Genomic DNA, 21,406 nt, shown 5'->3' on the forward strand with positions numbered 1-21,406 from the left:
ATATGTACCAGTGTGCCAGGGATAGCATCCTTAATAATAAAGCTCTGGCTGTTTGGGGTCGTAAAAGAGGCGATGAAGCCTGCCAGCGGCGTCAAGAACCGGCCCCGGCTTAATTGATCGGGCTTGGGTGGGACATTTTTTAATGCAGGCGCAGCAGGTGACGCATTTTTTATGATCAATCTGACGGCTATCCTGGGGATTGATGGCACTGGTGGGACAGATACTTGAGCAGATTTGACAGCTGTTACAGGCGGGGCTGACATCAATAAAATCAACATCCCAAAGGGTCGTTTCACCACGATAGGGTAGCTGGCCCGGGGGCGTGATCAGGCAATTGCGGTCAGGGTTTGGGTGGGTTAGCAGCTTATCCTTAATTTTGCGACCAAAGCTTTCGGCCAGTGCCAGATCACTGGGATCAGGTCGGTTAGCGGCAATGGGTGTTTCGGAACTTGAAAAAGAGTGTTCGCCAATAAAAGCCCCGGCGGCAATGGGCAGACAACCATCACTGATCAGGATGTCCCGCAGTTCCAGCAACCCATCATCATAGACGCGATTGCCGTAGACCACCACACAAATCGTGGGCGTATTTGTGGCATGGATCGTTTTTAACCATGTGCCAATCACTTCTGGGACACGCCCCATGTAAACGGGGACGCCGATGAGTAGGATATCATCAGTGGAGAGTAAAAGGGGTTGGTTACGTTGTTCAGGTCGGGTGATATCGACCTTGATCAAATCGCCGGGATTAAAACCGCGTGCGATGGCATTCAGAATAGCTTCTGTAGTACCGGTCGGAGAAAAACTGACCAGTTTAAGAGTTTGGTATTTCATGATTAGCCTCCAATAATAACTTTTTAATCAGTATACGATAAAAGCTATCATGTTTCCAGATGAGTAATTATACTAGTATCAATACTAACAGGAAGGAGCAGAAAAATGGATGGTGAACAACAACGAAACAGAGAACTGGGTGATTTTCTCAAAAAGCGCCGACAAAGCATCGCACCAGTGGGGCTTGACGTTGAAGCGCTTGCACGGCGGCGGACACCGGGATTAAGAAGAGAAGAAGTGGCTCAAATGGCGGGGATCAGTTTAACCTGGTATACCTGGCTTGAGCAGGGGCGGCCCATTCAGGTGTCAACTTCGGTGGTGGAGAGTCTGACGCGGGTCTTGCAGCTTGATGCGGAAGAGCAAACCTATCTTTATCGCCTGTCCAACCAGCCCCTGCCATCGGAACATTTTAAACACCATAATCTTATCAGTTCGGCATTGCAACATGTTCTGGATAATCTTAGCCATTGTCCATCGTTGATCACCGATCAACGATGGAATGTCATCGGCTGGAATGCTGCGGCCAGCACAATCTTTGGTGATTTTGAGGAGATGAATGAGCTTGAGCGAAACATCGTCTGGGCAATGTTTACCGATGCAAAATATAAAACCCTGTTTGTCGACTGGGAACGTCACGCTAAAGGAATGGTGGGTCGATTTCGGGCCAGTTGCGGAAAATTTGTTGAAGACCCCTGGTTTAAACAGTTTGTTGAGAACCTCAAAGCCGAAAGTGCCGATTTCAATCGCTGGTGGCCACTCCATGAGATAAAAAATAATGGCGAACTCTATAAGCAACTGATGCATCCCATTGTTGGCCGCCTGGATTTTGAAATTAGCAATTTTGATGTATCGGGTCATTCCGATCTCAAAATGGCCGTGCATATTCCCGAACCCGGCACCGACACTGATGAGAAAATGACGGAGCTGTTAAAAATAGCCAAAGAAAAAAAGGAAGCTCGCCGTATGGCAGGTGAAAAAAAAGGCGAGGCTGATTCTCTGTTTTGATTAAATTCTAAGAACCATATCCTAATAATTGTCTAATCGAGTAAATAGAAAGAATAAACCGACATAACGATTCACCGATTTACAACAACTTCGGAGGGCAGAAAGATGACATATTTGATTCAATTTTTAAAAGCAAAAAAAGCGCTGTTGTTTTTAATTATACTGGCCACGGTAATCCAGTCTTTTAGCATGTTGGCGGTGCCCTATTTTGCGGCCAAAATGATTGATGATGGGATTCTCAAAAATGATCTGATTGCGATTGTGCGATTAGGTTTGCAGATGCTGGCTGCAGTTGGTTTATCCGCCCTGATTTCCTTATGGGCCAGCTATATGAGTGCCGATTTAGCGGCCCTTTCAGGAAAATATCTACGCGATCGGATTTTTGACAAAACCCAGATTCTTTCGATCCGTGATTTTAATCACTTTAGTACCGCTTCAATGATTACCCGGGCAACTGGGGATATCACGGTGATCCAACAGACGGTGATTATGCTGGCCCAAATGGTTTTGCCGGCACCGATTATTGCGGTGGTGGCGATTATTATGACGATCGCCGTGAGTCCCAAATTGGTAGCGATTCCGGTTTTGGCCATGGTTGTTTTTATGATGGGCATTTATATGATTTTTATCAAAGCCAGTCCGATTTCAAAAACCATCCAAAAGAGATTGGACAGCATCAACCGGATTATGGGTGAAGCGATTTCCGGGGTGCGGGTCATCCGGGCCTTTGATAATTCCGAATTTGAAAGAAATCGAACCAATGCGGCCTTTTTAAATTACGCCAACAACGTGATCCGGCTCAATAAGGCTTTTGCGGTGTTTAGTCCACTGATCTGGTCAGTCGTGGGAATCAGCCTGGTAGCGGTGTTATGGTTTGGCAGCTTTCTGGTGCTCAACGGAGAAATCCAAGTTGGGGGTATTACTGCTGTTTCAGAATATACCATTCTTTTGTTGATTGCGCTGATTATGTCGTCGATGGTGATGGTGATGTTGCCAAAAATGAAAGCCTGCCTGGATCGCACTCAGGAGGTATTGGATACGATTCCGGAAATCAACGATGCGACATTACCACAGGTTAGAAGAAATCCAGCCGATCCGGTAAAAATTGTTTTCGATCAGGTCAGTTTCTCCTATCGGGGGGCAGAAGAGGCGGTTCTTAAGGAAATCAGCTTTGCCTGTGAGCAGGGAAAAACAACGGCCATTATCGGCGGAACCGGTTCGGGCAAAAGCACCATAGCCAGTTTGATGCTGCGTTTTTATGATGTTGCCAGCGGAACCATCACACTGGAAGGGGTGGATATCCGCCAGATTTCTCAACATGAGCTGCGGGAAAACATCAGTTATGTACCCCAGAAGGCGATTCTTTTTAGTGGCACCATTGCCGACAATCTGCGGATGGGAAACAGTCAGGCCACGCAGCGGGAACTGGAACAGGCAGCCCAAACCGCCCAGGCCCATGACTTTATTATTGAGAGTGCAGAAGGATACCAGCGATCGGTGGCCCAAGGCGGCACCAATTTTTCCGGCGGCCAGAAGCAGCGGCTATGTATTGCCCGGGCGCTGGTAAAAAAAGCCCCGGTTTACATTTTTGATGATAGTTTTTCGGCACTCGATTTTAAAACCGATGCAGCCTTGAGAAACGCCTTAAAACTAGAGATGGCTTCGGCAGCGGTGGTGATCGTCGCCCAACGGGTCAGCACGATTATCGATGCTGATCAGATTATCGTACTGGAGGCCGGTCGGATGGTTGGAATTGGTCGTCATGATGAACTGATTAAAAGCTGCCTCGTCTATCAGGAAATTGTGGCATCACAACTGTGCGAAAAGGAGGTCGGCAGTTTATGAGGAAACGGCGAAAAAAAGCACAACAGCAAAAGAAGCAGGCGTTTAAGCCCGAAGTAAAGCCGGAAATGGAAGATGTTCCGAAAAATTCCAAGGCGGCGGCCAAGCGCTTGATGGGGTTGTTGCTAAAACAAAAATGGGCCTTGCTGATCATTTTGCTGGCGGCAGTTGTCAGCAGTGGACTCTTTGCCGTTACGCCGATCATCATGGGCAAAGCCCTGGATCAGTTGATTCAGGCCATTCGTACCAATGGCTTGGGTGGTAGTTATGAACAGCTGGCTGAAATGGTCGGGTGGCCGCTGCTGTTGTTGGCGCTGGCCTATCTGATTGGTGCAGTGGTGGCCTTTGTTCAGGAATATACCATGGCCAGTGTGGGTGAAAAGCTGGCCTTATCGATGCGGGAGAAAATAAGTGAAAAGATTACCAGGTTGCCACTTCATTATTACGATGCCAATGAAACCGGCGAAATACTAAGCCGCACCACCAACGATCCCGATAAGATTGCCGAGATCTTAAAAACCGGCGCCCTACAGTTTGCCAATGCCCTTTGTAACCTGGTTTTCAGTGTGGTGATTATGTTTATTCTCAGCCCAGTTATGGCAGTGATTATCATTGCGACGATGTCGCTAAGCGTTTTTGCCACCAAAGCGATTTCCAAAAAAACATTGGCAATTTTTGCTGAAAATCAGAAAGTGTTAGGGGAATTAAACGGAAAAATCGAAGAATATTACACCGGTAACCTGATTATCAAAAGCTTTAACCAGCAGGTAATGGTTACGCAAACCGAACGGGAGTTAAGTGAACGACAATATCAGGCCAACAAAAAATCACAGTTTGTGATCTATGCTATCTATCCGGCGATCCGTTTTTTGACACAACTCAGTTTTGTGGTGACGGCCATCGTTGGTGGGATCTTTGCCATTAACGGCACCATGACCATTGGAACCGTGCAGGCTTTTTTGCAGTATGTTAACCAGATTGCCGATCCGATTACCCAGGCTTCTTATTTTATCAATTCGATGCAGGCGGCGTTGGCCTCAGCCGAGCGGGTTTTTGAATTTCTGGATGAATCCGAAGAGCTGCCGGAAACCATCAATCCCATACAGATCACAGCGCCAGACGGGGCGGTAGCCTTTGAACATGTCCGTTTTGGTTATCAGCCCGGGCAATTGCTGATGCAGGATGTCAGCTTTACCGTTAAACCGAATGAGATGGTGGCGATTGTCGGGCCAACCGGTGCTGGTAAGACAACGTTGGTTAATCTATTGATGCGCTTTTATGAGCTGGAGGGGGGAACGATAGCGATCGATGGAATAGATATCAAGAAACTGTCAAAAAGTGGGCTGCGGCGGATGGTAGGGATGGTACTTCAGGATACCTGGCTCTTTAAAGGTACCATCGCCGAGAACCTTGCGTACGGCAAGATGGATGCTACCCGGGAAGAAATTACTCTAGTCGCTAAAGCGGCCCGTTGTGACCATTTTATCCGAACCTTACCAGAGGGGTATGATACGGTGATTTCCAATGAAGAAGGATCGGTTTCCCAGGGCCAAATGCAGTTATTAACCATTGCCCGGGCAATGCTGGCCAATCCGGCCCTGATGATTCTTGACGAAGCGACATCCAGCGTTGACACCAAAACCGAACTGGAAGTCCAGAAAGCGATGGTACAGAGTATGAAGGGCAAAACCAGTTTTGTGATTGCCCATCGGCTGTCCACGATTAAGTCGGCCGATCTGATTCTGGTGATGAAAAACGGAACCATTGTTGAAAAAGGAACCCATCAGGAGTTGTTGGCTGGGGATACATTTTATGCTGATTTGTATAACAGCCAGTTTAATCATCTGGTGGGGTAAAGAGCCGCCATAACTGCGAGAATTCACAAATCGTTTTTTTCGTAAAATGCCTTTTCATGCTGAATTGTTAGTGCTAGAATGAATATGACGAAAATCATTTGAAATTTTATAAAGACATTGATAGGAGAAAGCAATGAAAAAGGGTATTATCAGTCTTTTGCTGATGCTTTTGCTGTTGTCGGCAGCTCAGGTTTTTGCTGCATCAGACATGGGCACAGATTCAGTTTTTTCGCGCGGCCATATTGAGAATATCGGCGATTTTCCGACCGATGGCAGCTGGGTTCAAAGCCCCAATCGCATTGGCACCGCGGGTGAGAGTAAACGGATTGAAGGGTTTGAGTTTAAGCTTGGCGGGGGTCTGCCTTCGGATATGGAAATTCGCTACAATGTCCATGTTCAAAACATTGGCTGGATTTATGATAAAGAAGATCTTGGCACTTGGGCGAAAAACGGCGAATACGCGGGAACCCGGGGCGAATGCCTGCGGATTGAAGCGATCAGAATCGTCCTTACCGATGCCAACGGCAATTTGTATCCGGGTTATCATATCAAATATCGGGGTCATATTCAAAATATCGGGGACATGCCGGAGGATGCCAGTCAGTGGATTGCCGACGGCGAACAGCTTGGCACGGTGGGCAGCAGTCTGCGGCTGGAAGCCTTGACACTTGAAATCGTAAAAGATGAACCGACAGGCGCGGATTTAAGCAGTTACAATAAGTTATGTTCGCAATTTGCAAGCTTAACGGCTTCAAACTATACACTGAACTCGTTTAATCATCTGACAAACGTTTTAAAGAATAACACCGTTACTGCAAAGAATACGCAAGACGAGGTGGATGCCGCCGTAGCCGTCATTGAAGCGGCGTTTGCCCGACTTGAAAGCCTGATTGATGCGACGGTCTACGCAACGGCCGGTACCTTTGGCCCGGAAACAGGCCTTGAGACCATCGATTCTGATGTGATTATGACTGCCAGCGGTGTCACGCTTCAGAATCTTCGGATCAACGGAAATCTGATTGTTGATGAAGCGGTTGGCGATGGCGAGGTCACCTTAAACAACATCGAAGTCACGGGTGAACTGCGGGTTCGCGGCGGCGGCAAAAACAGTATTCATATTAATGGCGGAAAGATGACAACCATTCGAGTGGAACAGACGCCGACGGGCGCGGTGCGGATTGTAAGCGTCGGTCTTAATGGGACAGAAGTGGTGCTTTGCAAAGATGCCACCGGAGAGACTCTGGTTCTGGAGGGGGCGTTTAGTCAAGTTACGGTTGAGGCGCCGGGCATCACCCTGACGACCCAGGGAAACACCCGCATTAATGCGCTTAACCTGACGGCTACTGCGCAAAATACCAGTGTCAATCTCGCCGCATCTTCTAGCGTCCGCAACCTGTCGATTGGCGCACCGGCCAATATTATTGGTTCCGGTACGGTGACCAATGCCAATATTGCGGCGGATCATGTCGTTTTCCAAAATGCACCGCTTAATTATACGGTTGATCCGGGAGTCACCGATCCGCCCGTTATTCCGCCGCTGGATTCCGGCGGTACGGGTGGGGGCGGAAGTACACCCGATAAAATCAGCTTAAGTGTGATTACGCCACCAGCTATTTCCGATAAAACCTATGACGGTACCACCGCCACCAATGTCACCGCACAGGCCCTTGATCCGTCGGTAGTATCCGGTATTGTTTCCGGGGATTCGGTGACGGTATACGCCACGGCCACCTATTGTGATCAAAATGCCGGAAGCGGAAAAACGGTTGCCATAACCTATCACCTTACCGGGATAAATGCCGGCCGCTATGAACAACCGGCAAACAGCACCACGACGGCGGCCATTAGTCCGGTGGCACTTGGCATTCGAATGATAACATCAGGCGCTGCTAAAACCTATGATGGCAGTAGTGTCGCAAAAAATCTGGAGGGCTTAATTGAACCGCTAGCCGCGACCGATCAGGTGGTTTTTCAGGCTGATTTTGGGGCGTCAATGATTGAAGGGGGCAATGGAAAAAACGGAATTAATATCAAAGGAGAGTATTATACCGCCGCGTCGTCAAGTGAAAAAGCGGTTTTCGGGTCGGATCTGGCGGTAAAAGGGACGGCTTACCTAAGCGGAAAAGCTACTCAGAACTACGTTTTTAACCGGGATGTTTATTTGGCTGCCGGTGAGATCAAACCGGGTACGGTATGGTTTTATCCGGGCAATCTGGAGACAATAAAAATCTATGATGGCACCGTTGATGTTAGTGGTTCCGGGGCGTCTTTTGATGTTGCTCCTGTTTCTGGCGACGAGGCCAAACTGACCGTATCGGGCCGTTACTTAAATTCAGCGGCCGGTAATAACAGAATTCGTGTAATGTATGAACTGACCGGTGCCGAGGCGAATCGCTATGTCTTATCAGACAGCGTCCCCCGTTTGATTGATGGCCTCATTGTGCCAAAAAAGTTAGCGATAACACCGCCTGCCGTCGGCTCAACCAAAGTCTACGATGGGAAACCGGCAACCGATATGGAGGGTCTGGCGATTGACAATGCGATGATTTCGGGTTTTATCGGGACTGATTCGAAATACGTGAAGGTCACAGCCACGGCCATTTATGAGGATAAAAACGTTGGGGCGACTCAGCCGGTCACTATTTCTTATTGTTTAACAGGGACGGGCGCCGGCAATTATGAAGCCCCAGAAGATAAAACCACGGCCGCCATTACAGCCCGACCATTAAGCCTTGAGAATGTCAGTATCGAAACCCAGCGAAAATTCGAGTCCGGCAATACCGGGGCGCAACTGCTTCTTTTACCGATCCTTGCTGGTGTCATCGTAGCAGAGGATACGATGATGGCCGAGGATGTTTATCTAAAAACCTGTGAAGCCAATTATTACAATCTCGAGGAAAGAAGTGATGCGATTGGGGAACATACCATCTGTTTAAGCGGGACACTGGGGGGTGCCGATGCCGGGAATTACTCGTTGGATACGTCCGCTTATGATACCAATGGCGAGATTCTGGCGGCGGTGATGACCGCAACGTTTATAAATGAAAATTGGGGAGAATGGTTAAACAACAGTGCGACATTTACAGCACCGGAGGATAACTTCAAACTTTTTTATAAAGATGAAAATAACTTTTACGGGATTGATGAAGAGGGCGCGATTTATTATGCCAGTGACTTAAACAGTTGGCAGCCATACTGTGATGCAGACTCAAACCCGGTGACCGTAACAGTCGGTACGTCTCGGCTAATTGGGATTGATAAAGAGGGGACTGTGCTGGCAGTTGATGCAAGCGGTCAAATCGAAAGCTGGGATGGCACTACGTGGGTACCAAAGACGACCGTTTCTGTTTCACTAAGCGGTATCGTCAATCCGACTTATTATCAGAACGGCACCGATGAGTATCTGATTGCCCAGGCCAATGACGGGAGTGTTTACAGGCAGGCTTTTGATCCGTCGGATACGACCGAGCCAGTACCGGAAACACTGGCCTTGTCATCCGAAATCCTGGCCCCGTCATGTCCGCCGCTTCCAGCCGGCTTTGACAAGGCGCTGTATTATTACGACGGAGCGATACTGCAGAGCTTCTGCTATTAACGCTGGCGGTTTAACAACAAAAAACTAGAACCGGTTCCACATTTTTTAATCTGTGAAACCGGTCTAGTTTGAAGTCTCAATTATCATTGTTTGGACTCCTTTTTTGGATTTATCAAAAATCTTCTTTTTTCATTTTTAAATAAACGCCTCCACGGTTGGATTGCCTTTTGATTTAGCTGATTTTTCATTTCTTTTAATTGGGATTAAATTATTGGATTGAAAGTTCATCTAAATTTTCTGGTTAATCTGCTTTTTAATTCGTTGAATTGGTTAAAATTCAACGAGGGCATTGTTTTTAATAATGATTAAGTTGATCTTTGATTTAAGCTAATTATAGCACATTATAAAAAGAAGTGAATAGACAAAATGTAAACGTTTGTATAAAATTGATGCCATCATGCGAATAAGGTTTTTATTGGGCAGACGTTTTTGCAAATGGTATGAAAGCGAATTTTAAGTTGATGACTGAATTCTGTTACTGAAGAAAACGAAAAGATTAACCTCGGAAAAGTTAAAACTTGATAATCGTCTTTTTCTTTCAAAAATGGCATAAATTAGCAAAAGAAATCAAGTATCTTTTTTCATGAAGGATTATGATATGGGGAGAGGAGGTGAGAAAAATGGATGAGGCGCAGATTTTTCAGGCGGTGCAACGGATGCAGGACTATATCGAAACCAATTTAACCCAAAAGATCACTTTGAAAGAACTGGCTAATGCGGCCGGGTATTCGCCCTGGCATGCCGCTAGGCTGTTTAAAGAGGTGGTCGGGAAAGCGCCCTTTGAATATATCAGGGCGTTAAGGCTCACCAGGGCGGCGCTTTTGCTCCGGGACGGAGAGATGAAAATTGTCGATGTGGCCATGGATTTTGTCTTTGATTCGCACGAAGGATTTACCCGGGCATTTTCCCGGGAGTTTGGAATGGCCCCCAGCAAATATGGTCGTCAGACGCCGCCAATCAAATTGTTTATGCCTCAGAAAGTTTTCGATACCTACCAGTCCATGCGTAAAGGAGAGAAAAAAATGAGCGACAAAAATGAAACCAAAACGGTATTTGTTCAGGTAATTGAGCGACCAGCCCGGAAGCTGCTGTTAAAGCGGGGTGTTAAAGCAACCGAGTATTTTGGTTATTGTGAAGAAGTAGGCTGTGAGATCTGGTCGGTACTCACCAGTGTCAAGGAAGCTTTATACGAACCCATTGGCATGTGGTTGCCCGATCATCTGATCCGGGAAGGGACGTCTCAATATGTACAGGGGGTGGAAGTACCGCTGAACTATGCCAATGTCATTCCGGAAGGGTATGAGCTGATTGAGCTGCCGCCCTGTACGATGATGGTGTTCCAGGGTGAACCCTATGACGATGCTGATTTCATGGCTGAAATCGGATCGATTTGGGAGCATGTTAAACGCTTTGATCCAACCGTTTACGGCTATCAATGGGCACCCCAGGCAGCACCGCGATTCCAGTTGGCGCCGATGGGCTACCGCGGGTACATTGAGGCCTATCCGGTTAAACCTGTTAATGGATAAATAAAGCAACTGGGGATATGTTCAGGGCTGATTGGATTAGCAGTAATTGACAATGATTGATTGTCACAGTGGAATTTAAAGCGGGTTTTAAAAAGCGAGGTGCAAAAATGTGCGGGCGTTATGTGCTTTATTCGGAGAAAGATGAAAAGGCAATAAAAGCAATCGTTGACGAAGTAAATAAGAAATATCAGACATCGATAAAAAAGGGGGATATTTATCCCACGGATCTGGCACCAGTTTACACGATGCAGCCAAATGATCCAGGAATTGAACTGAAGCTGATGCAATGGGGGTATCAGCGTGATTTTGGAAAAAAGACGTTGTTGATTAATGCCCGATCGGAAACGGTTCTGGAAAAAGCAAGTTTTCGGGATGACTTTCTTAATCGACGTTGCCTGATTCCGGCGATTGGTTTTTATGAATGGAATCAGAAAAAAGAGAAATTCCGTTTTGTCGGGCTGGATGATCTCATTTATCTGGGGGGCTTTTATCATTCCTCAGCCGGAGGGCCAGAAACGTTTCTGATTATGACAAAGAAACCCGTTGAGCTGGTGGCAGAGATCCATGATCGGATGCCAGTGCTTATTCCTAAAAATCACGCCAATGACTTTCTTTATTCCACCGAAACGGCCCTGAAACTGATGTCAGAAGACCGGGTTGCCCTGAAACGGGAAGCACTGGTTGGGATCAAACAATGCAGTTTCATCGATGAATTGAAGCAGGGGGATTCGAGTACGCAGAAGTAGTCAGAATTACAGCAAACGAGGTCAGTGAAAAATTAAAAACCGGTGAAATGAACAACATTTCACCGGTTTTTTATACGATAGCGATATTACTGATTAAATAATTGAAATCATAAGGTTGAACCGACGATCGCAGTCAGGGTTTAGCTTTGTAACGATCACGATTACTTATTCGCCTGGCTTCCACTCCGAATTCATACTGAGTTTGAAGTCATTCCACATGAAGGTCATGGTTTTCCAAACGACCCGTTTGGGAATGATTTCTGTCATCCCGGCACCATAGAATTCATATTCGGACTGGCCTTCCCGGTTGGGCTTATATTCATTGTGAATATAGTCGCTGAGGGTTCCTTCTGAGTAGAGGTCATCCTCAAACGTGTTCATGCCAATTTCAGTGAGATCACCATCATAAAGAATTGTTCCATCGTTATTGGTGAGCATAAAATTGACATTTTCACCAATGCTTTCCAGATTGGTCAGATAGGCAGCAAAATCATAGAGTCGCACCTGAGCCACAATATAGCCGGCAATCTGGCCATCTTTTTCGACGGGGGTCACAAAAGCCAGAAGCTGTGTTGCCGGAGACTGATGGTCGGTAAAAGTTAACGGTGTGATAAAAGGCTGTTTTTGCTGGCTGATGGCAGGGATATTTTTATTATAAAGATCAAATGAAATCCCTTTAAAGTAGCTGGGGTAGGCGTTGGTAATGAGGTTTTCATTATTGACAAACACAACATTTTTAGCAATCGGACTCTCTTTTGCGATGGCGGCTAAGGCACTGGAGAAAGCGTCGCTTGTTTCACCGGATTGCTGGTAGGCAGTTACGGCGGTCTTGGTGAGCGTTTCGAGATTGGTAAACTCATCATAGATCAAGGTGCTGGCAGTATCCAGCCAGGATAATTCTTCCTCGGTAAACTGACGCAGATCCCCGTTGGTCGCTGTGGTTTCACCTGCACCAGGTTCGGAATTGACGTACACCCGCAGTTCGGAGCCAAAGGCGTTAACCGTATCCCATTTTACTTGCTTCTGCACCGGTTCATTGGTACCAGCGGCATTATACGTGTAGGTTCCTTCACCCTGAGCATCAGGGATCATTTTGTTTTTGATAAGCGTTTGAAGTTCAACAAAACTGCTGTAGATCGGATCAGTTAAGATATTCTTACCAATTTCGGTCATATTGCTGGTGTAGATATTGGTTCCGTTGGTGTCGATGACGCCAAGATCGAGATTCTGTCCGATGGCCAGTTTACTGAGTTCAGCGCCAAAGGTATAGGGATCAATATAGGCAATTACCCAACCACCGTTTTCGATGGGTACCGAAGCATAGAGGTAAGGGGTATCATCAGTGGAGGTGTGTGGTTTGATAACCATCGCCGGGGTATCGACAAATAGTTCGGGATGGCGGTTGATGCTTTTTAAATTGAGACCAATAAAAGGGCTGTCCATTTTTGTGGCAACCTGAGTCACGTTTGAATCGGCATCCGTTACCAGGATATCAAAGAAATAAGGCTTGCTGTTGAGCTGCTCGTTCATCAGCGAGTAGGCTTTTTCATCACCAGCGGGGCTTTTTCCGACGCTCGTTCCAATTTTTTTAAGCATTGTCTGAATTTCGTCCACTTCATTTTGCAGTGTGGCCGTTGCATCAGAAAGGGTATCCGGATTACTTTGGCTGGAGCCTGGTGCAGTACAACCACTTAACAGTAGGACAAAAATGAGCAATAAGGGCAGTAGATTTCTTTTCATCATGAGGTTCACTCCTTTAGTTAGTCATTTCTGTAAAGGTCTTCACAGAAATTATAAATGTATTTTACCATAGACGCTATTTAGATCAAATAAATATTTTTTAGATCAACAACTATTTGCAAACCGATCGTTTGCTGTAACGAATCGACCTGAATAATCGAAATCGCGGCGTCTTCCAGGTGGTGGGAGATCGTCGGTATAGAAAAATTTACTCTTATTTAATATTTTGAAGTAGAATGGGTATAAACAAAAAATAACCCAAAAGATTGGAGAAAGAAAATGGAATTTAAGATTTTTGAAAAATTTCCCTTCGTCTATGATATGGAAACGTTGGACAAAGAACTGCATTTAAGAGGAAATGAGGCGATGCTGGATATTCTGGAGCCGGTTTATGAAGTGGTTGAGCAGATTGCCAGACCCAAGGCGATCTATTTTAGTGCGACAGTTACTGAAAAAACGGATTCGTGGGTAAAAATCAACGACGTGATGTTTGAAAGCCAGCTGCTTCGGGGGTATGTTAACCCAGATGATCCGGTTTTTCCCTATATAGTTACGGTTGGCACGGAGCTGGATGACTATGCGAAAACCCTCAAAGATTCCATGGATCTTTTTATGATCGATGAGGTTATGAATCTGCTGGTGAATACCGGGAAGGTTTTTGTGGCAGATGCGGTGAAGGCGCAAACCGGTTGGCTGGCAGTGCAGGACTACGTTCCCGGAAATGGTGAAGAATGGTCCACGGCGGAACAGAAACGGCTGTTTGACATGTTCTTGGGTGAAACGGATAAAATCGGCGTGACGTTGGGCGATAATTACTTTGTTTTACCCGGACGATCCACCATCGGGGTTTTGTCACAGCAAAAATAAATGAGCACTTTTGATCAACGAGCTGCCATTAAAAGACAGTGATAGACACGCACCTTTTAGTGGCAGTTTTGATTTGACAAAGAAGAATGATCCAATTGAATAACTTTTTTTCAATTATTTAAACAAAACCTAAACATTTAGGGGTACAATCGAGCCACTATTAATTTTAGAATAAATTTACAGATAAAGGTGGAAGCACAATGAATTTGGATCCCTATCACGTTTTGGGGGTTCCTCACGATGCCAGTGATGAGGACGTCTCAAAAGCATATAAAAAACTGGCGAAGCAATACCATCCCGACCTGAATCCGGGAAATCCGGAGGCTGCCAAGAAAATGAGTGAGGTCAATGCGGCCTATGACTTAATCAAAAGCGGGCAGGCCAACTATGCTTATGGCAATGCCCATGGCACCGCCAGTCCCTATCGACAGGGCCAGTCGGGACAAACCTATACCTATCGCTATGCCAGCAGCAGTCGACAAACAAGTCAGGGTGACCCTTTTGAAGGATTCGATCCCTTTGAGTGGATTTTTGGCGCTTTTTACAGTCAACGTCAGAGCTACAGTTTTGACGCCGCCGCCAACCAAATCAATATGGGGAATTATCAGGAGGCTTTGAATATTCTCAATCATTTGTCAGATCGCAGTGCCCAATGGCATTTCTACAGCGCCATTGCCAACTATGGCCTGGGTTACCGGGATGTTGCTCGGGAACATGCCCAGATGGCTGTTGAAATGGAACCGGATAACAGCGAGTATCAAAACCTCCTAAACCAAATGAGCGGGCGACGTAGTTGGTTTGGAGGTGCTGGTCGGCGGGCATCGAGTTTTTCGCCGCTGGGTACCATTGTTAAACTGTTTATCGGTTTTTACGCGATTCAGTTTTTGCTGTCGTTTTTAGGATTGATATTTTAGAACCTGTGGTTAATTAATAAGGAGACAAAAATGGAGAGTTTTAAAAATACCCTGATCCGCTTCATGTCTGGCCGATATGGCATTGATCAGCTTTATTATGCCGGGTTACTTGTGGCTCTGGGACTGATGATGGTCAATTTGATGGTCAATTCAACGATCCTGATGATTCTTTCAAACGCCTTGATCCTACTGATGGTGCTGCGGGGGTTTTCCCGAAAGATCAGCCGCAGGCGGAGCGAAAACGAACAATTCCTGAAACTGTGGAATCCTGTAAAAAAAGAAGGCCGGATTTTTCTCCGGCGGATTAAAGAAGTCCGGGTGCATCGGTATCGCAAATGTCCCCATTGCAGGAAGATGCTTAAACTGCCGATCAAACGGGGTAAACATATGGTTAAATGTCCGGCGTGTAACGAATCATTTGCAGTTCGGGTGTTAGTATAAAGAAACGCTGATAAATCAGTAGATGGTCAACCAAAAACCCAAGAATTTGAAAAGAAAAATTCTTGGGTTTTTCATGTATTTACGATTTGATGAAGAAAGACAGGATAACATAAATGCCAAAAAATTAAATTGCGTTTGAGTTTATCAAAAAAATGTAGTGAGATTTATGATAAAGATAACCTTAAAAAAAATCAACCCGACAAAACAGATAACGTTTCCACTGGTTATTTATTTAACAATCTTTAGGTTTTGTGTTATAATTCAGAAAAGATAAAATTTTACTAAAAATGGCCAAAAGCACGACGGTTCCGGCAGACAATGGCGGCGACGTTGAAATCAATCTGTTTCTGAGCAAAGGTTTTGGAGGTTCAATCAATGATCAACACACATTTAAAAGAAGAAAAAGCGGTAATCTGTCAGGAGGATGGAATCAGAGAAATTAAACTCACCTGCACTATCTGTTCTCATCAATGTAAAATGACCCTGTTGATGGAAGGGCTTTCGATATTGATGGTAAAAGATGATGGCTGTAAAAAAGGTAGTAAGTTTGCCTATCAGGAGATGAAAATCCGCAGAACGAAAAGAACTCACAGTGGGACGAAGTGTTCCGAAATAGACCGCATAAAAAATGCAATTTAAACCTAAAAAGAGCTGGAAATAGAGTCAAAATAAGGCAGGTTTTAAAATAAGAGCAACCGGAACTAAATTTCTGGTTGTTTTTGTTTTTTTGATAATCTGTATTATTTTGATCGCTCAGTGATGAAATCACAGAGAATCGGGTAAGTATTTGGTAAGATCAATTTAGTTAATTTATAAACAAACAAAGTCACAAAAAATAAAAGAAATCAGGTGAGAGTAATGAAAGATGTAACCTTGTTTACTACCCAGACCTGCCCGCATTGCAAGACCGCAAAGGCTTTTCTCAGGCAGAATCACATTCAATTTATTGAGAAGGACGTTAATGTTGATGCAGCGGCCCAACAGGAAATGGCCCGAAGAGGAATTCGTGGAGTACCGACGTTTATCATTGGCGATGACGCCGTGATTGGTTTGGATCAGGCCAAGGTACTGGAACTGGTCGATCATCGAGTGGTCGTCTGTCCGAATTGTCAGACCAAAATGCGAGCGCCCAGTAATAAGGGCAAAATCACGATCCGTTGCCCGAAATGTAAAACTAGCTTTGAAACAAAATAATAAAATGAATAGCATAAAGGAGATAACACAATGAAAAAAATATTAATTGTTGGTGGTGTCGCTGGCGGTGCTACGGCCGCAGCCAGACTTCGTCGTTTAAGTGAAGGAGATCAGATTATCCTGTTTGAACGGGACGAATATATCTCATTTGCCAATTGCGGACTGCCTTATTATATCGGCGATGTAATTACTGACCGTCAAAAACTGCTGGTTCAAACGGTAGCTGGGATGTCCAAACGGTTTAACCTGGATATCCGCAATTTCAGCGAGGTAACAGCCATCGATCCGGATCAAAAAATCGTGACGGTTAAGAACCATCAAACGGGTACAACGTATACCGAGAGTTATGATAAACTGATCCTATCACCCGGAGCAAAACCCATCGCTCCGCCGATTCCGGGATTGGCGGATGCTAAAAACATCCTGACCCTGCGAAACATTCCCGATACCGATAAGATCAAAGCCGTGGTAGACAGCGGCAAGGTTAACCGGGCAGTGGTCATCGGTGGTGGTTTTATCGGTGTTGAAATGGCTGAAAACCTACGGGAATTAGGCATTAATGTCACTTTAGTCGAAAAAATGAACCAGGTTTTAAAACCGTTGGATTTTGAAATGGCTCAGTTGGTTCACCAGGAAATCAATGCCAATGGCGTTAATCTGATTCTCGAAGATGGGGTTGACCATTTCCAGAAGGAGGGCAGTGAAGTGGTGCTCGAAAGTGGTCAGGTCCTCCAAGCTGATCTGGTTATTCTCGCTATCGGGGTGGTGCCTGAAAATGCTTTGGCTAAACAGGCGAACTTAAAAGTGGGACTCCGAGGACATATCGTTACAACCGTTAATTATGAGGTCTATAACGGCGAAAATGATGCCATCAATCCGGATATTTTTGCCATCGGTGACGCCGTGGAAGTGGTCGATTTTGTCAGCAAAACACCGACTGCGATTCCCTTAGCCTGGCCGGCGAATCGTCAGGGACGGTTGGTAGCTGATTATATCAACGGTAAAAAAATCAGAAATGTCGGTATTCAGGGAACTGCCGTAGCCAAGGTGTTTAATCAGACCATTGCCGCCACCGGCAATAATGCCGCTCTGCTGGATCTCAAGAAAATCCCCTATCAGGTGGTAGTGGCGCATCGGAGCAATCATGCCGGGTATTATCCCAATGCCACCAATATTGCCTTGAAACTGCTGTATAACCCACAAACCCTGAAAATTCTCGGGGCCCAGGCCGTTGGTCAGGAGGGGACTGAAAAGCGGATTGATGTGATTGCCACGGCGATGAAGCTCGGCGCAACGGTACTGGATCTTCAGGACTTTGAACTCAGTTATGCGCCGCCGTTCTCATCAGCGAAAGATCCGGTGAACATTCTGGGTTACATTGCCGAGAACATTATCGATGGGGTCTATCAAACCGTTCAATGGCATGAAATTGATCAGATTGTCGCAGATGGCGGCTTTCTACTGGATGTCCGTTCACCAGTGGAAGTCCGGGCAGGCGGGATTAAGGGTGCTGTGAATATTGAGCTGGATAGTCTGAGAGATCGGATAGGTGAAATTCCAATCGCCAAAGATACCCCGATTTATGTAACCTGTCAGGTTGGACAACGGGCTTATCTGGCAATCCGTATTCTTAAGAATCACGGCTTTACCAATATTTATAATCTGGCCGGCGGCTATAGTACCTATAAAACTGCCCATTATCAATTGGCCGAACTTAAGTTTGAGACAACGGCAAAATAGGTTTTTAAAAAGACGGGTCAGAAATAACGGAAAAATATACAATTTCAAAACCCTCAACAATCAAATTTTGTTGAGGGTTTTGTTTATAAATTCTTTTTTAGCTTTTTCAGTTTTGTGTACGTGGTTTCCGGCAAGATGCCGATAATCGCCTCACAAAAAGCCAACCCGGCCAGCCCACCGAGGATAAAGTGCAGGGCCGGTACTTCTGGAAACAGGTTATTGGTGAACAAATTGACGAGATTAAATAGGGCAAATAGCAAAAGTCCGATTTTTAATTCTTTTCGCATGGTTCTTTTCACATTAAAAACTCCGTTTCTTTTTATTGATGGTTTTACAAAATTTTATCCGGGAATAAACCAGAACCGGCAAGTCGGCCAGCATCAGCAGGCCAAAGCTGCGAACGCTCCAATCTGGCAGAGGCACAATCAGCCAGTTAACGACCATGATGCCCAGGCAGAACATCATGATCGTGAGAGTCACTGGAAACAAAAGGCTATTTTTCATCATCGTCCCTCTTTACATGGTTTTCATACAATAGAGCTTAACAACGGCACTGACTGACAGTTGGGCCGCTACAGCAATGATCAGGGTATAAAAGACGATAATATTGAAATATCCGGCGACAATGGCAGCTAGAATCATCAGCATCGAGGTGATGGCGATGAGCGGCATTCCCGCTTTGCTGCGGATGGCTTTCATTCGCTCGTCATGTTCTTTATTGTATAATAGCTTCAGTTTGGTTTCGTCCTTCATCGCCAGACTCAGCTTGATGATGTCAATCACCGCAAGTCCCAGAATACTGACGATCAGACCAAACTGGAATCCTGCCACAAAACCGTCAGAATGGGTAGCCGTTGAGATGTCAGCAGTAATGATTGAGTAAATACTATAAGCCCCCAAGACCAGGGCCACCAAGGCGATTCCTGAAGAAAGGGCGATTCTTCGTTTAACCGTTATTTTAAATTTTTCCATACAACTGCCTCCTAAAATTCATTTTCTTCTGAAAAGTCAAAAACTTCTTCAATGGTCAGTCCGAAATAGTGGGCAATTTTATAGGCCAACATCAGTGAAGCCGTATATTTGCCCACTTCAATGGAGGTTATGGTCTGTCGGGTTGTGCCCACCGCCAGAGCCAATTCTTCCTGGGAGAGTTTTCGTTCTTTTCGTAATTCTTTGATTCGTGTTTTCATATTACACCTTCTAATAATCTGCATAGCATACTTTGCATTTTTAGTATAGTTTGCTTTGCATAAAATGTCAAGCAAACTTTGCAAAAAAGTTGGGGATAGAATTTTGAACTTAAAATAGCGCTGGTGATGCAAAATAAAATGCGGTCTTTCAATAAAAAAACAGCCTTTATCCATATAGCCGTCACATAACCTGCCTATAATAAAAAAAACGAGGCAACACCTTACGATGATCAAGAGATTCTCATTTACTACAACGTTTATCCCTGATTGTGTGAGAATATTGCTAATATAAAAATACTTCATAAAGTCTAACAGAAAAAGAGAGGAAAGAATTCAATGAAAAGATTAAAGAGGCTGATACCATTTTTATTAATCATTATGGTATTTTTGGGCGGTTGCAGTCCAAATTCCCAGACGACAACGGCTGAAAGTACCGCCGAAGCGGTCACTGAAACCACTGCTGTTTTAAGCGCCGTGGTATCACCGACATCAACGGTTGTGGTTGATCCGGAATTTACCGATCGTGACCTGGAAACAAGCTATGATGACGCCACTGCGGTTCAAGTCACTCTGGATGGCGGTACTATCCAGGTATCAGGTGACGGTGCTACGGCCAGTAACGGCGTTTTGACGATTACCAAAGAAGGAACCTATGTGGTCACCGGAAATCTGTCTGATGGCCAGATTGTCGTCGCTGCTGCCGATACCGACAAGATTCAGATTGTGTTAAGTGGTGCAACCATCAATTGTTCCGATAATGCGCCCATCTATGTAAAAAGCGCCGATAAGGTATTTATTACCTTGGCAGCCAACACCGTCAATACTTTAACCGATGGTGGCGCCTACGTTCAGACCGATGAAAATACCGTCGATGGTGTGATTTTCAGTAAAGCTGATTTGACTATCAACGGCGAAGGCACACTTAACATCACAACGGATGTTAATCATGGTATTGTATCAAAGGATGATTTGGTCATAACCGGTGGAATCATTAATATCGCTTCGGCAAATGATGGTCTGAACGGCAAGAACTGTGTAAAAATAAAAGATGGCTTGATTAGCATCAATTCTTCTGATGGAAAAGGAATAACATCAAAAAATGCCGACGATTCGACCAAAGGTCATGTTTATATTGCTGGCGGTACGATTACCATTTCAAATTCCTTCGAAGGTATTGAAGGGACTGTAATTATCGTTGAAGGTGGAACCGTTGATATCACAGCAGAAGATGATGGATTCAACGGATCTAATGCCATGACTTCAGCGAACGATACTGGTGGCAGAGGTGGGGCGATGGAGAATGATGCCAATGTATATGTCTCGATTGCGGGTGGAACGATTCACGTCAATGCTTCAGGCGATGGCCTTGACAGCAATGGTAATTTATATATTTCAGGTGGCACCATTTATGTCAGTGGACCGACCAGTAATGGCGATGGCGCTCTGGATTATAACGGTACGGCCGATGTATCAGGCGGAACCGTTGTGATTGCCGGCAGTACCGGAATGGCGCAGTCATTTTCAGAAACATCAACCCAGGTATCCTTGCTTTATAACCTGACATCAAGTTGTGCAGCCGGGACTGAAATAAAATTGACCGATGACAGCGGCAAGACTGTAGTAACATACACCCCGGATAAAACCTATCAATCGGTGGTGATCAGTAGTCCGGATCTGGCTCAGGGATCGACCTATACGCTGACCTGTGGTAGCCAGACGGTGGAAATTCCTCTAACGGGCGTGGTTATCAGCAATGGCCAGACCGGAATGGGAGAACCGGGCCAGGGCGGTCAGAGTCAACCCGGTCAGAGCGGTCAAAGACCTTAATAGATAAAGTATTTATAAAAAAAGGCATGTTTCTTTCAAAGGAAGGACATGCCTTTTTTGAGGTGCGCCCGGCACAGGCACAATCTAAC

19 protein-coding genes are annotated in these 21,406 nt (G+C 45.4%); 13 read left to right on the forward strand and 6 right to left on the reverse strand.

Annotation, left to right across the window (positions count from 1 at the left end; genetic code table 11):
* Nucleotides 1-30 precede the first annotated feature (30 nt).
* Entirely contained in the window at nucleotides 31-831 is an 801-nt protein-coding gene (locus Q7P33_RS09555; protein WP_303869741.1) for a ferredoxin, read from the reverse strand.
* Between the two features lie 105 nt (nucleotides 832-936).
* On the opposite strand from Q7P33_RS09555, the gene Q7P33_RS09560 reads away from it, so the two are divergent.
* From Q7P33_RS09560 to Q7P33_RS09585, 6 genes are all read left to right on the forward strand, one after another.
* On the forward strand, nucleotides 937-1,836 hold the full coding sequence (locus Q7P33_RS09560; RefSeq protein ID WP_303869743.1) for a helix-turn-helix transcriptional regulator: 900 nt from the start codon (nucleotides 937-939) through the stop codon (nucleotides 1,834-1,836).
* A 105-nt stretch (nucleotides 1,837-1,941) separates the two neighbouring features.
* Nucleotides 1,942-3,681 (forward strand): ABC transporter ATP-binding protein, encoded by a 1,740-nt coding sequence (locus tag Q7P33_RS09565; RefSeq protein ID WP_303869746.1) that lies wholly within the window; start codon nucleotides 1,942-1,944, stop codon nucleotides 3,679-3,681.
* Complete coding sequence (locus Q7P33_RS09570; RefSeq protein ID WP_303869749.1) at nucleotides 3,678-5,534, forward strand: ABC transporter ATP-binding protein; 1,857 nt, start codon at nucleotides 3,678-3,680, stop codon at nucleotides 5,532-5,534. The genes Q7P33_RS09565 and Q7P33_RS09570 overlap by 4 nt, the downstream gene beginning before the upstream one ends.
* A 133-nt stretch (nucleotides 5,535-5,667) precedes the next feature.
* Nucleotides 5,668-9,129 (forward strand): YDG domain-containing protein, encoded by a 3,462-nt coding sequence (locus Q7P33_RS09575; RefSeq protein WP_303869751.1) that lies wholly within the window; start codon nucleotides 5,668-5,670, stop codon nucleotides 9,127-9,129.
* Between the two features lie 620 nt (nucleotides 9,130-9,749).
* Nucleotides 9,750-10,658 carry a helix-turn-helix transcriptional regulator gene (locus Q7P33_RS09580; RefSeq protein WP_303869753.1) on the forward strand — a complete coding sequence of 303 codons (909 nt, stop codon included), beginning with the start codon at nucleotides 9,750-9,752 and terminating at the stop codon, nucleotides 10,656-10,658.
* A 68-nt stretch (nucleotides 10,659-10,726) separates the two neighbouring features.
* The gene (locus Q7P33_RS09585) at nucleotides 10,727-11,404 is read left to right on the forward strand and encodes an SOS response-associated peptidase (RefSeq protein WP_303869755.1); all 678 of its coding nucleotides are present in this window, start codon (nucleotides 10,727-10,729) and stop codon (nucleotides 11,402-11,404) included.
* Between the two features lie 165 nt (nucleotides 11,405-11,569).
* Here Q7P33_RS09585 and Q7P33_RS09590 read toward each other — a convergent pair whose 3' ends face one another.
* The gene (locus Q7P33_RS09590) at nucleotides 11,570-13,147 is read right to left on the reverse strand and encodes a hypothetical protein (RefSeq protein WP_303869757.1); all 1,578 of its coding nucleotides are present in this window, start codon (nucleotides 13,145-13,147) and stop codon (nucleotides 11,570-11,572) included.
* A 276-nt stretch (nucleotides 13,148-13,423) separates the two neighbouring features.
* Here Q7P33_RS09590 and Q7P33_RS09595 point away from each other — a divergent pair, with 276 nt between their 5' ends.
* From Q7P33_RS09595 to Q7P33_RS09620, 6 genes are all read left to right on the forward strand, one after another.
* On the forward strand, nucleotides 13,424-14,011 hold the full coding sequence (locus Q7P33_RS09595; RefSeq protein WP_303869759.1) for a hypothetical protein: 588 nt from the start codon (nucleotides 13,424-13,426) through the stop codon (nucleotides 14,009-14,011).
* 200 nt (nucleotides 14,012-14,211) lie between these two features.
* Nucleotides 14,212-14,925 carry a DnaJ domain-containing protein gene (locus Q7P33_RS09600; protein WP_303869761.1) on the forward strand — a complete coding sequence of 238 codons (714 nt, stop codon included), beginning with the start codon at nucleotides 14,212-14,214 and terminating at the stop codon, nucleotides 14,923-14,925.
* Between the two features lie 30 nt (nucleotides 14,926-14,955).
* Nucleotides 14,956-15,366, forward strand: coding sequence for a hypothetical protein (locus tag Q7P33_RS09605; protein ID WP_303869763.1), 411 nt, complete (start codon nucleotides 14,956-14,958; stop codon nucleotides 15,364-15,366).
* A gap of 375 nt (nucleotides 15,367-15,741) precedes the next feature.
* Nucleotides 15,742-16,005, forward strand: coding sequence for a hypothetical protein (locus Q7P33_RS09610; protein WP_303869766.1), 264 nt, complete (start codon nucleotides 15,742-15,744; stop codon nucleotides 16,003-16,005).
* Nucleotides 16,006-16,224: 219 nt separating this feature from the next.
* Entirely contained in the window at nucleotides 16,225-16,560 is a 336-nt protein-coding gene (locus Q7P33_RS09615) for a glutaredoxin domain-containing protein (protein ID WP_303869770.1), read from the forward strand.
* Between the two features lie 30 nt (nucleotides 16,561-16,590).
* The gene (locus Q7P33_RS09620) at nucleotides 16,591-18,300 is read left to right on the forward strand and encodes an FAD-dependent oxidoreductase (protein ID WP_303869772.1); all 1,710 of its coding nucleotides are present in this window, start codon (nucleotides 16,591-16,593) and stop codon (nucleotides 18,298-18,300) included.
* Nucleotides 18,301-18,383: 83 nt separating this feature from the next.
* Here Q7P33_RS09620 and Q7P33_RS09625 read toward each other — a convergent pair whose 3' ends face one another.
* From Q7P33_RS09625 to Q7P33_RS09640, 4 genes are read right to left on the reverse strand one after another with little or no spacing between them, the layout of a single operon-like run.
* Complete coding sequence (locus Q7P33_RS09625; RefSeq protein ID WP_303869774.1) at nucleotides 18,384-18,599, reverse strand: hypothetical protein; 216 nt, start codon at nucleotides 18,597-18,599, stop codon at nucleotides 18,384-18,386.
* Between the two features lies 1 nt (nucleotide 18,600).
* Complete coding sequence (locus Q7P33_RS09630; RefSeq protein ID WP_303869775.1) at nucleotides 18,601-18,807, reverse strand: hypothetical protein; 207 nt, start codon at nucleotides 18,805-18,807, stop codon at nucleotides 18,601-18,603.
* 9 nt (nucleotides 18,808-18,816) lie between these two features.
* The gene (locus Q7P33_RS09635; protein ID WP_303869777.1) at nucleotides 18,817-19,272 is read right to left on the reverse strand and encodes a hypothetical protein; all 456 of its coding nucleotides are present in this window, start codon (nucleotides 19,270-19,272) and stop codon (nucleotides 18,817-18,819) included.
* An 11-nt stretch (nucleotides 19,273-19,283) separates the two neighbouring features.
* Nucleotides 19,284-19,490 (reverse strand): helix-turn-helix transcriptional regulator, encoded by a 207-nt coding sequence (locus Q7P33_RS09640; RefSeq protein WP_303869779.1) that lies wholly within the window; start codon nucleotides 19,488-19,490, stop codon nucleotides 19,284-19,286.
* Nucleotides 19,491-19,826: 336 nt separating this feature from the next.
* On the opposite strand from Q7P33_RS09640, the gene Q7P33_RS09645 reads away from it, so the two are divergent.
* Complete coding sequence (locus Q7P33_RS09645; protein ID WP_303869781.1) at nucleotides 19,827-21,317, forward strand: carbohydrate-binding domain-containing protein; 1,491 nt, start codon at nucleotides 19,827-19,829, stop codon at nucleotides 21,315-21,317.
* The last annotated feature ends 89 nt before the right edge of the window (nucleotides 21,318-21,406 follow it).

It is taken from the genome of Acetobacterium wieringae, assembly GCF_026646375.1.
In the GTDB taxonomy this organism is placed as follows: domain Bacteria; phylum Bacillota; class Clostridia; order Eubacteriales; family Eubacteriaceae; genus Acetobacterium; species Acetobacterium wieringae_A.

Excerpts from the sequence above, each read along its gene's own strand:
- Q7P33_RS09555 (WP_303869741.1), bottom strand. The coding sequence starts at position 831 with ATGAAATACCAAACTCTTAAACTGGTCAGTTTTTCTCCGACCGGTACT.
- Q7P33_RS09560 (WP_303869743.1), top strand. The coding sequence starts at position 937 with ATGGATGGTGAACAACAACGAAACAGAGAACTGGGTGATTTTCTCAAA.
- Q7P33_RS09565 (WP_303869746.1), top strand. The coding sequence starts at position 1,942 with ATGACATATTTGATTCAATTTTTAAAAGCAAAAAAAGCGCTGTTGTTT.
- Q7P33_RS09570 (WP_303869749.1), top strand. The coding sequence starts at position 3,678 with ATGAGGAAACGGCGAAAAAAAGCACAACAGCAAAAGAAGCAGGCGTTT.
- Q7P33_RS09575 (WP_303869751.1), top strand. The coding sequence starts at position 5,668 with ATGAAAAAGGGTATTATCAGTCTTTTGCTGATGCTTTTGCTGTTGTCG.
- Q7P33_RS09580 (WP_303869753.1), top strand. The coding sequence starts at position 9,750 with ATGGATGAGGCGCAGATTTTTCAGGCGGTGCAACGGATGCAGGACTAT.
- Q7P33_RS09590 (WP_303869757.1), bottom strand. The coding sequence starts at position 13,147 with ATGATGAAAAGAAATCTACTGCCCTTATTGCTCATTTTTGTCCTACTG.
- Q7P33_RS09595 (WP_303869759.1), top strand. The coding sequence starts at position 13,424 with ATGGAATTTAAGATTTTTGAAAAATTTCCCTTCGTCTATGATATGGAA.
- Q7P33_RS09600 (WP_303869761.1), top strand. The coding sequence starts at position 14,212 with ATGAATTTGGATCCCTATCACGTTTTGGGGGTTCCTCACGATGCCAGT.
- Q7P33_RS09605 (WP_303869763.1), top strand. The coding sequence starts at position 14,956 with ATGGAGAGTTTTAAAAATACCCTGATCCGCTTCATGTCTGGCCGATAT.
- Q7P33_RS09610 (WP_303869766.1), top strand. The coding sequence starts at position 15,742 with ATGATCAACACACATTTAAAAGAAGAAAAAGCGGTAATCTGTCAGGAG.
- Q7P33_RS09615 (WP_303869770.1), top strand. The coding sequence starts at position 16,225 with ATGAAAGATGTAACCTTGTTTACTACCCAGACCTGCCCGCATTGCAAG.
- Q7P33_RS09620 (WP_303869772.1), top strand. The coding sequence starts at position 16,591 with ATGAAAAAAATATTAATTGTTGGTGGTGTCGCTGGCGGTGCTACGGCC.
- Q7P33_RS09630 (WP_303869775.1), bottom strand. The coding sequence starts at position 18,807 with ATGATGAAAAATAGCCTTTTGTTTCCAGTGACTCTCACGATCATGATG.
- Q7P33_RS09635 (WP_303869777.1), bottom strand. The coding sequence starts at position 19,272 with ATGGAAAAATTTAAAATAACGGTTAAACGAAGAATCGCCCTTTCTTCA.
- Q7P33_RS09640 (WP_303869779.1), bottom strand. The coding sequence starts at position 19,490 with ATGAAAACACGAATCAAAGAATTACGAAAAGAACGAAAACTCTCCCAG.
- Q7P33_RS09645 (WP_303869781.1), top strand. The coding sequence starts at position 19,827 with ATGAAAAGATTAAAGAGGCTGATACCATTTTTATTAATCATTATGGTA.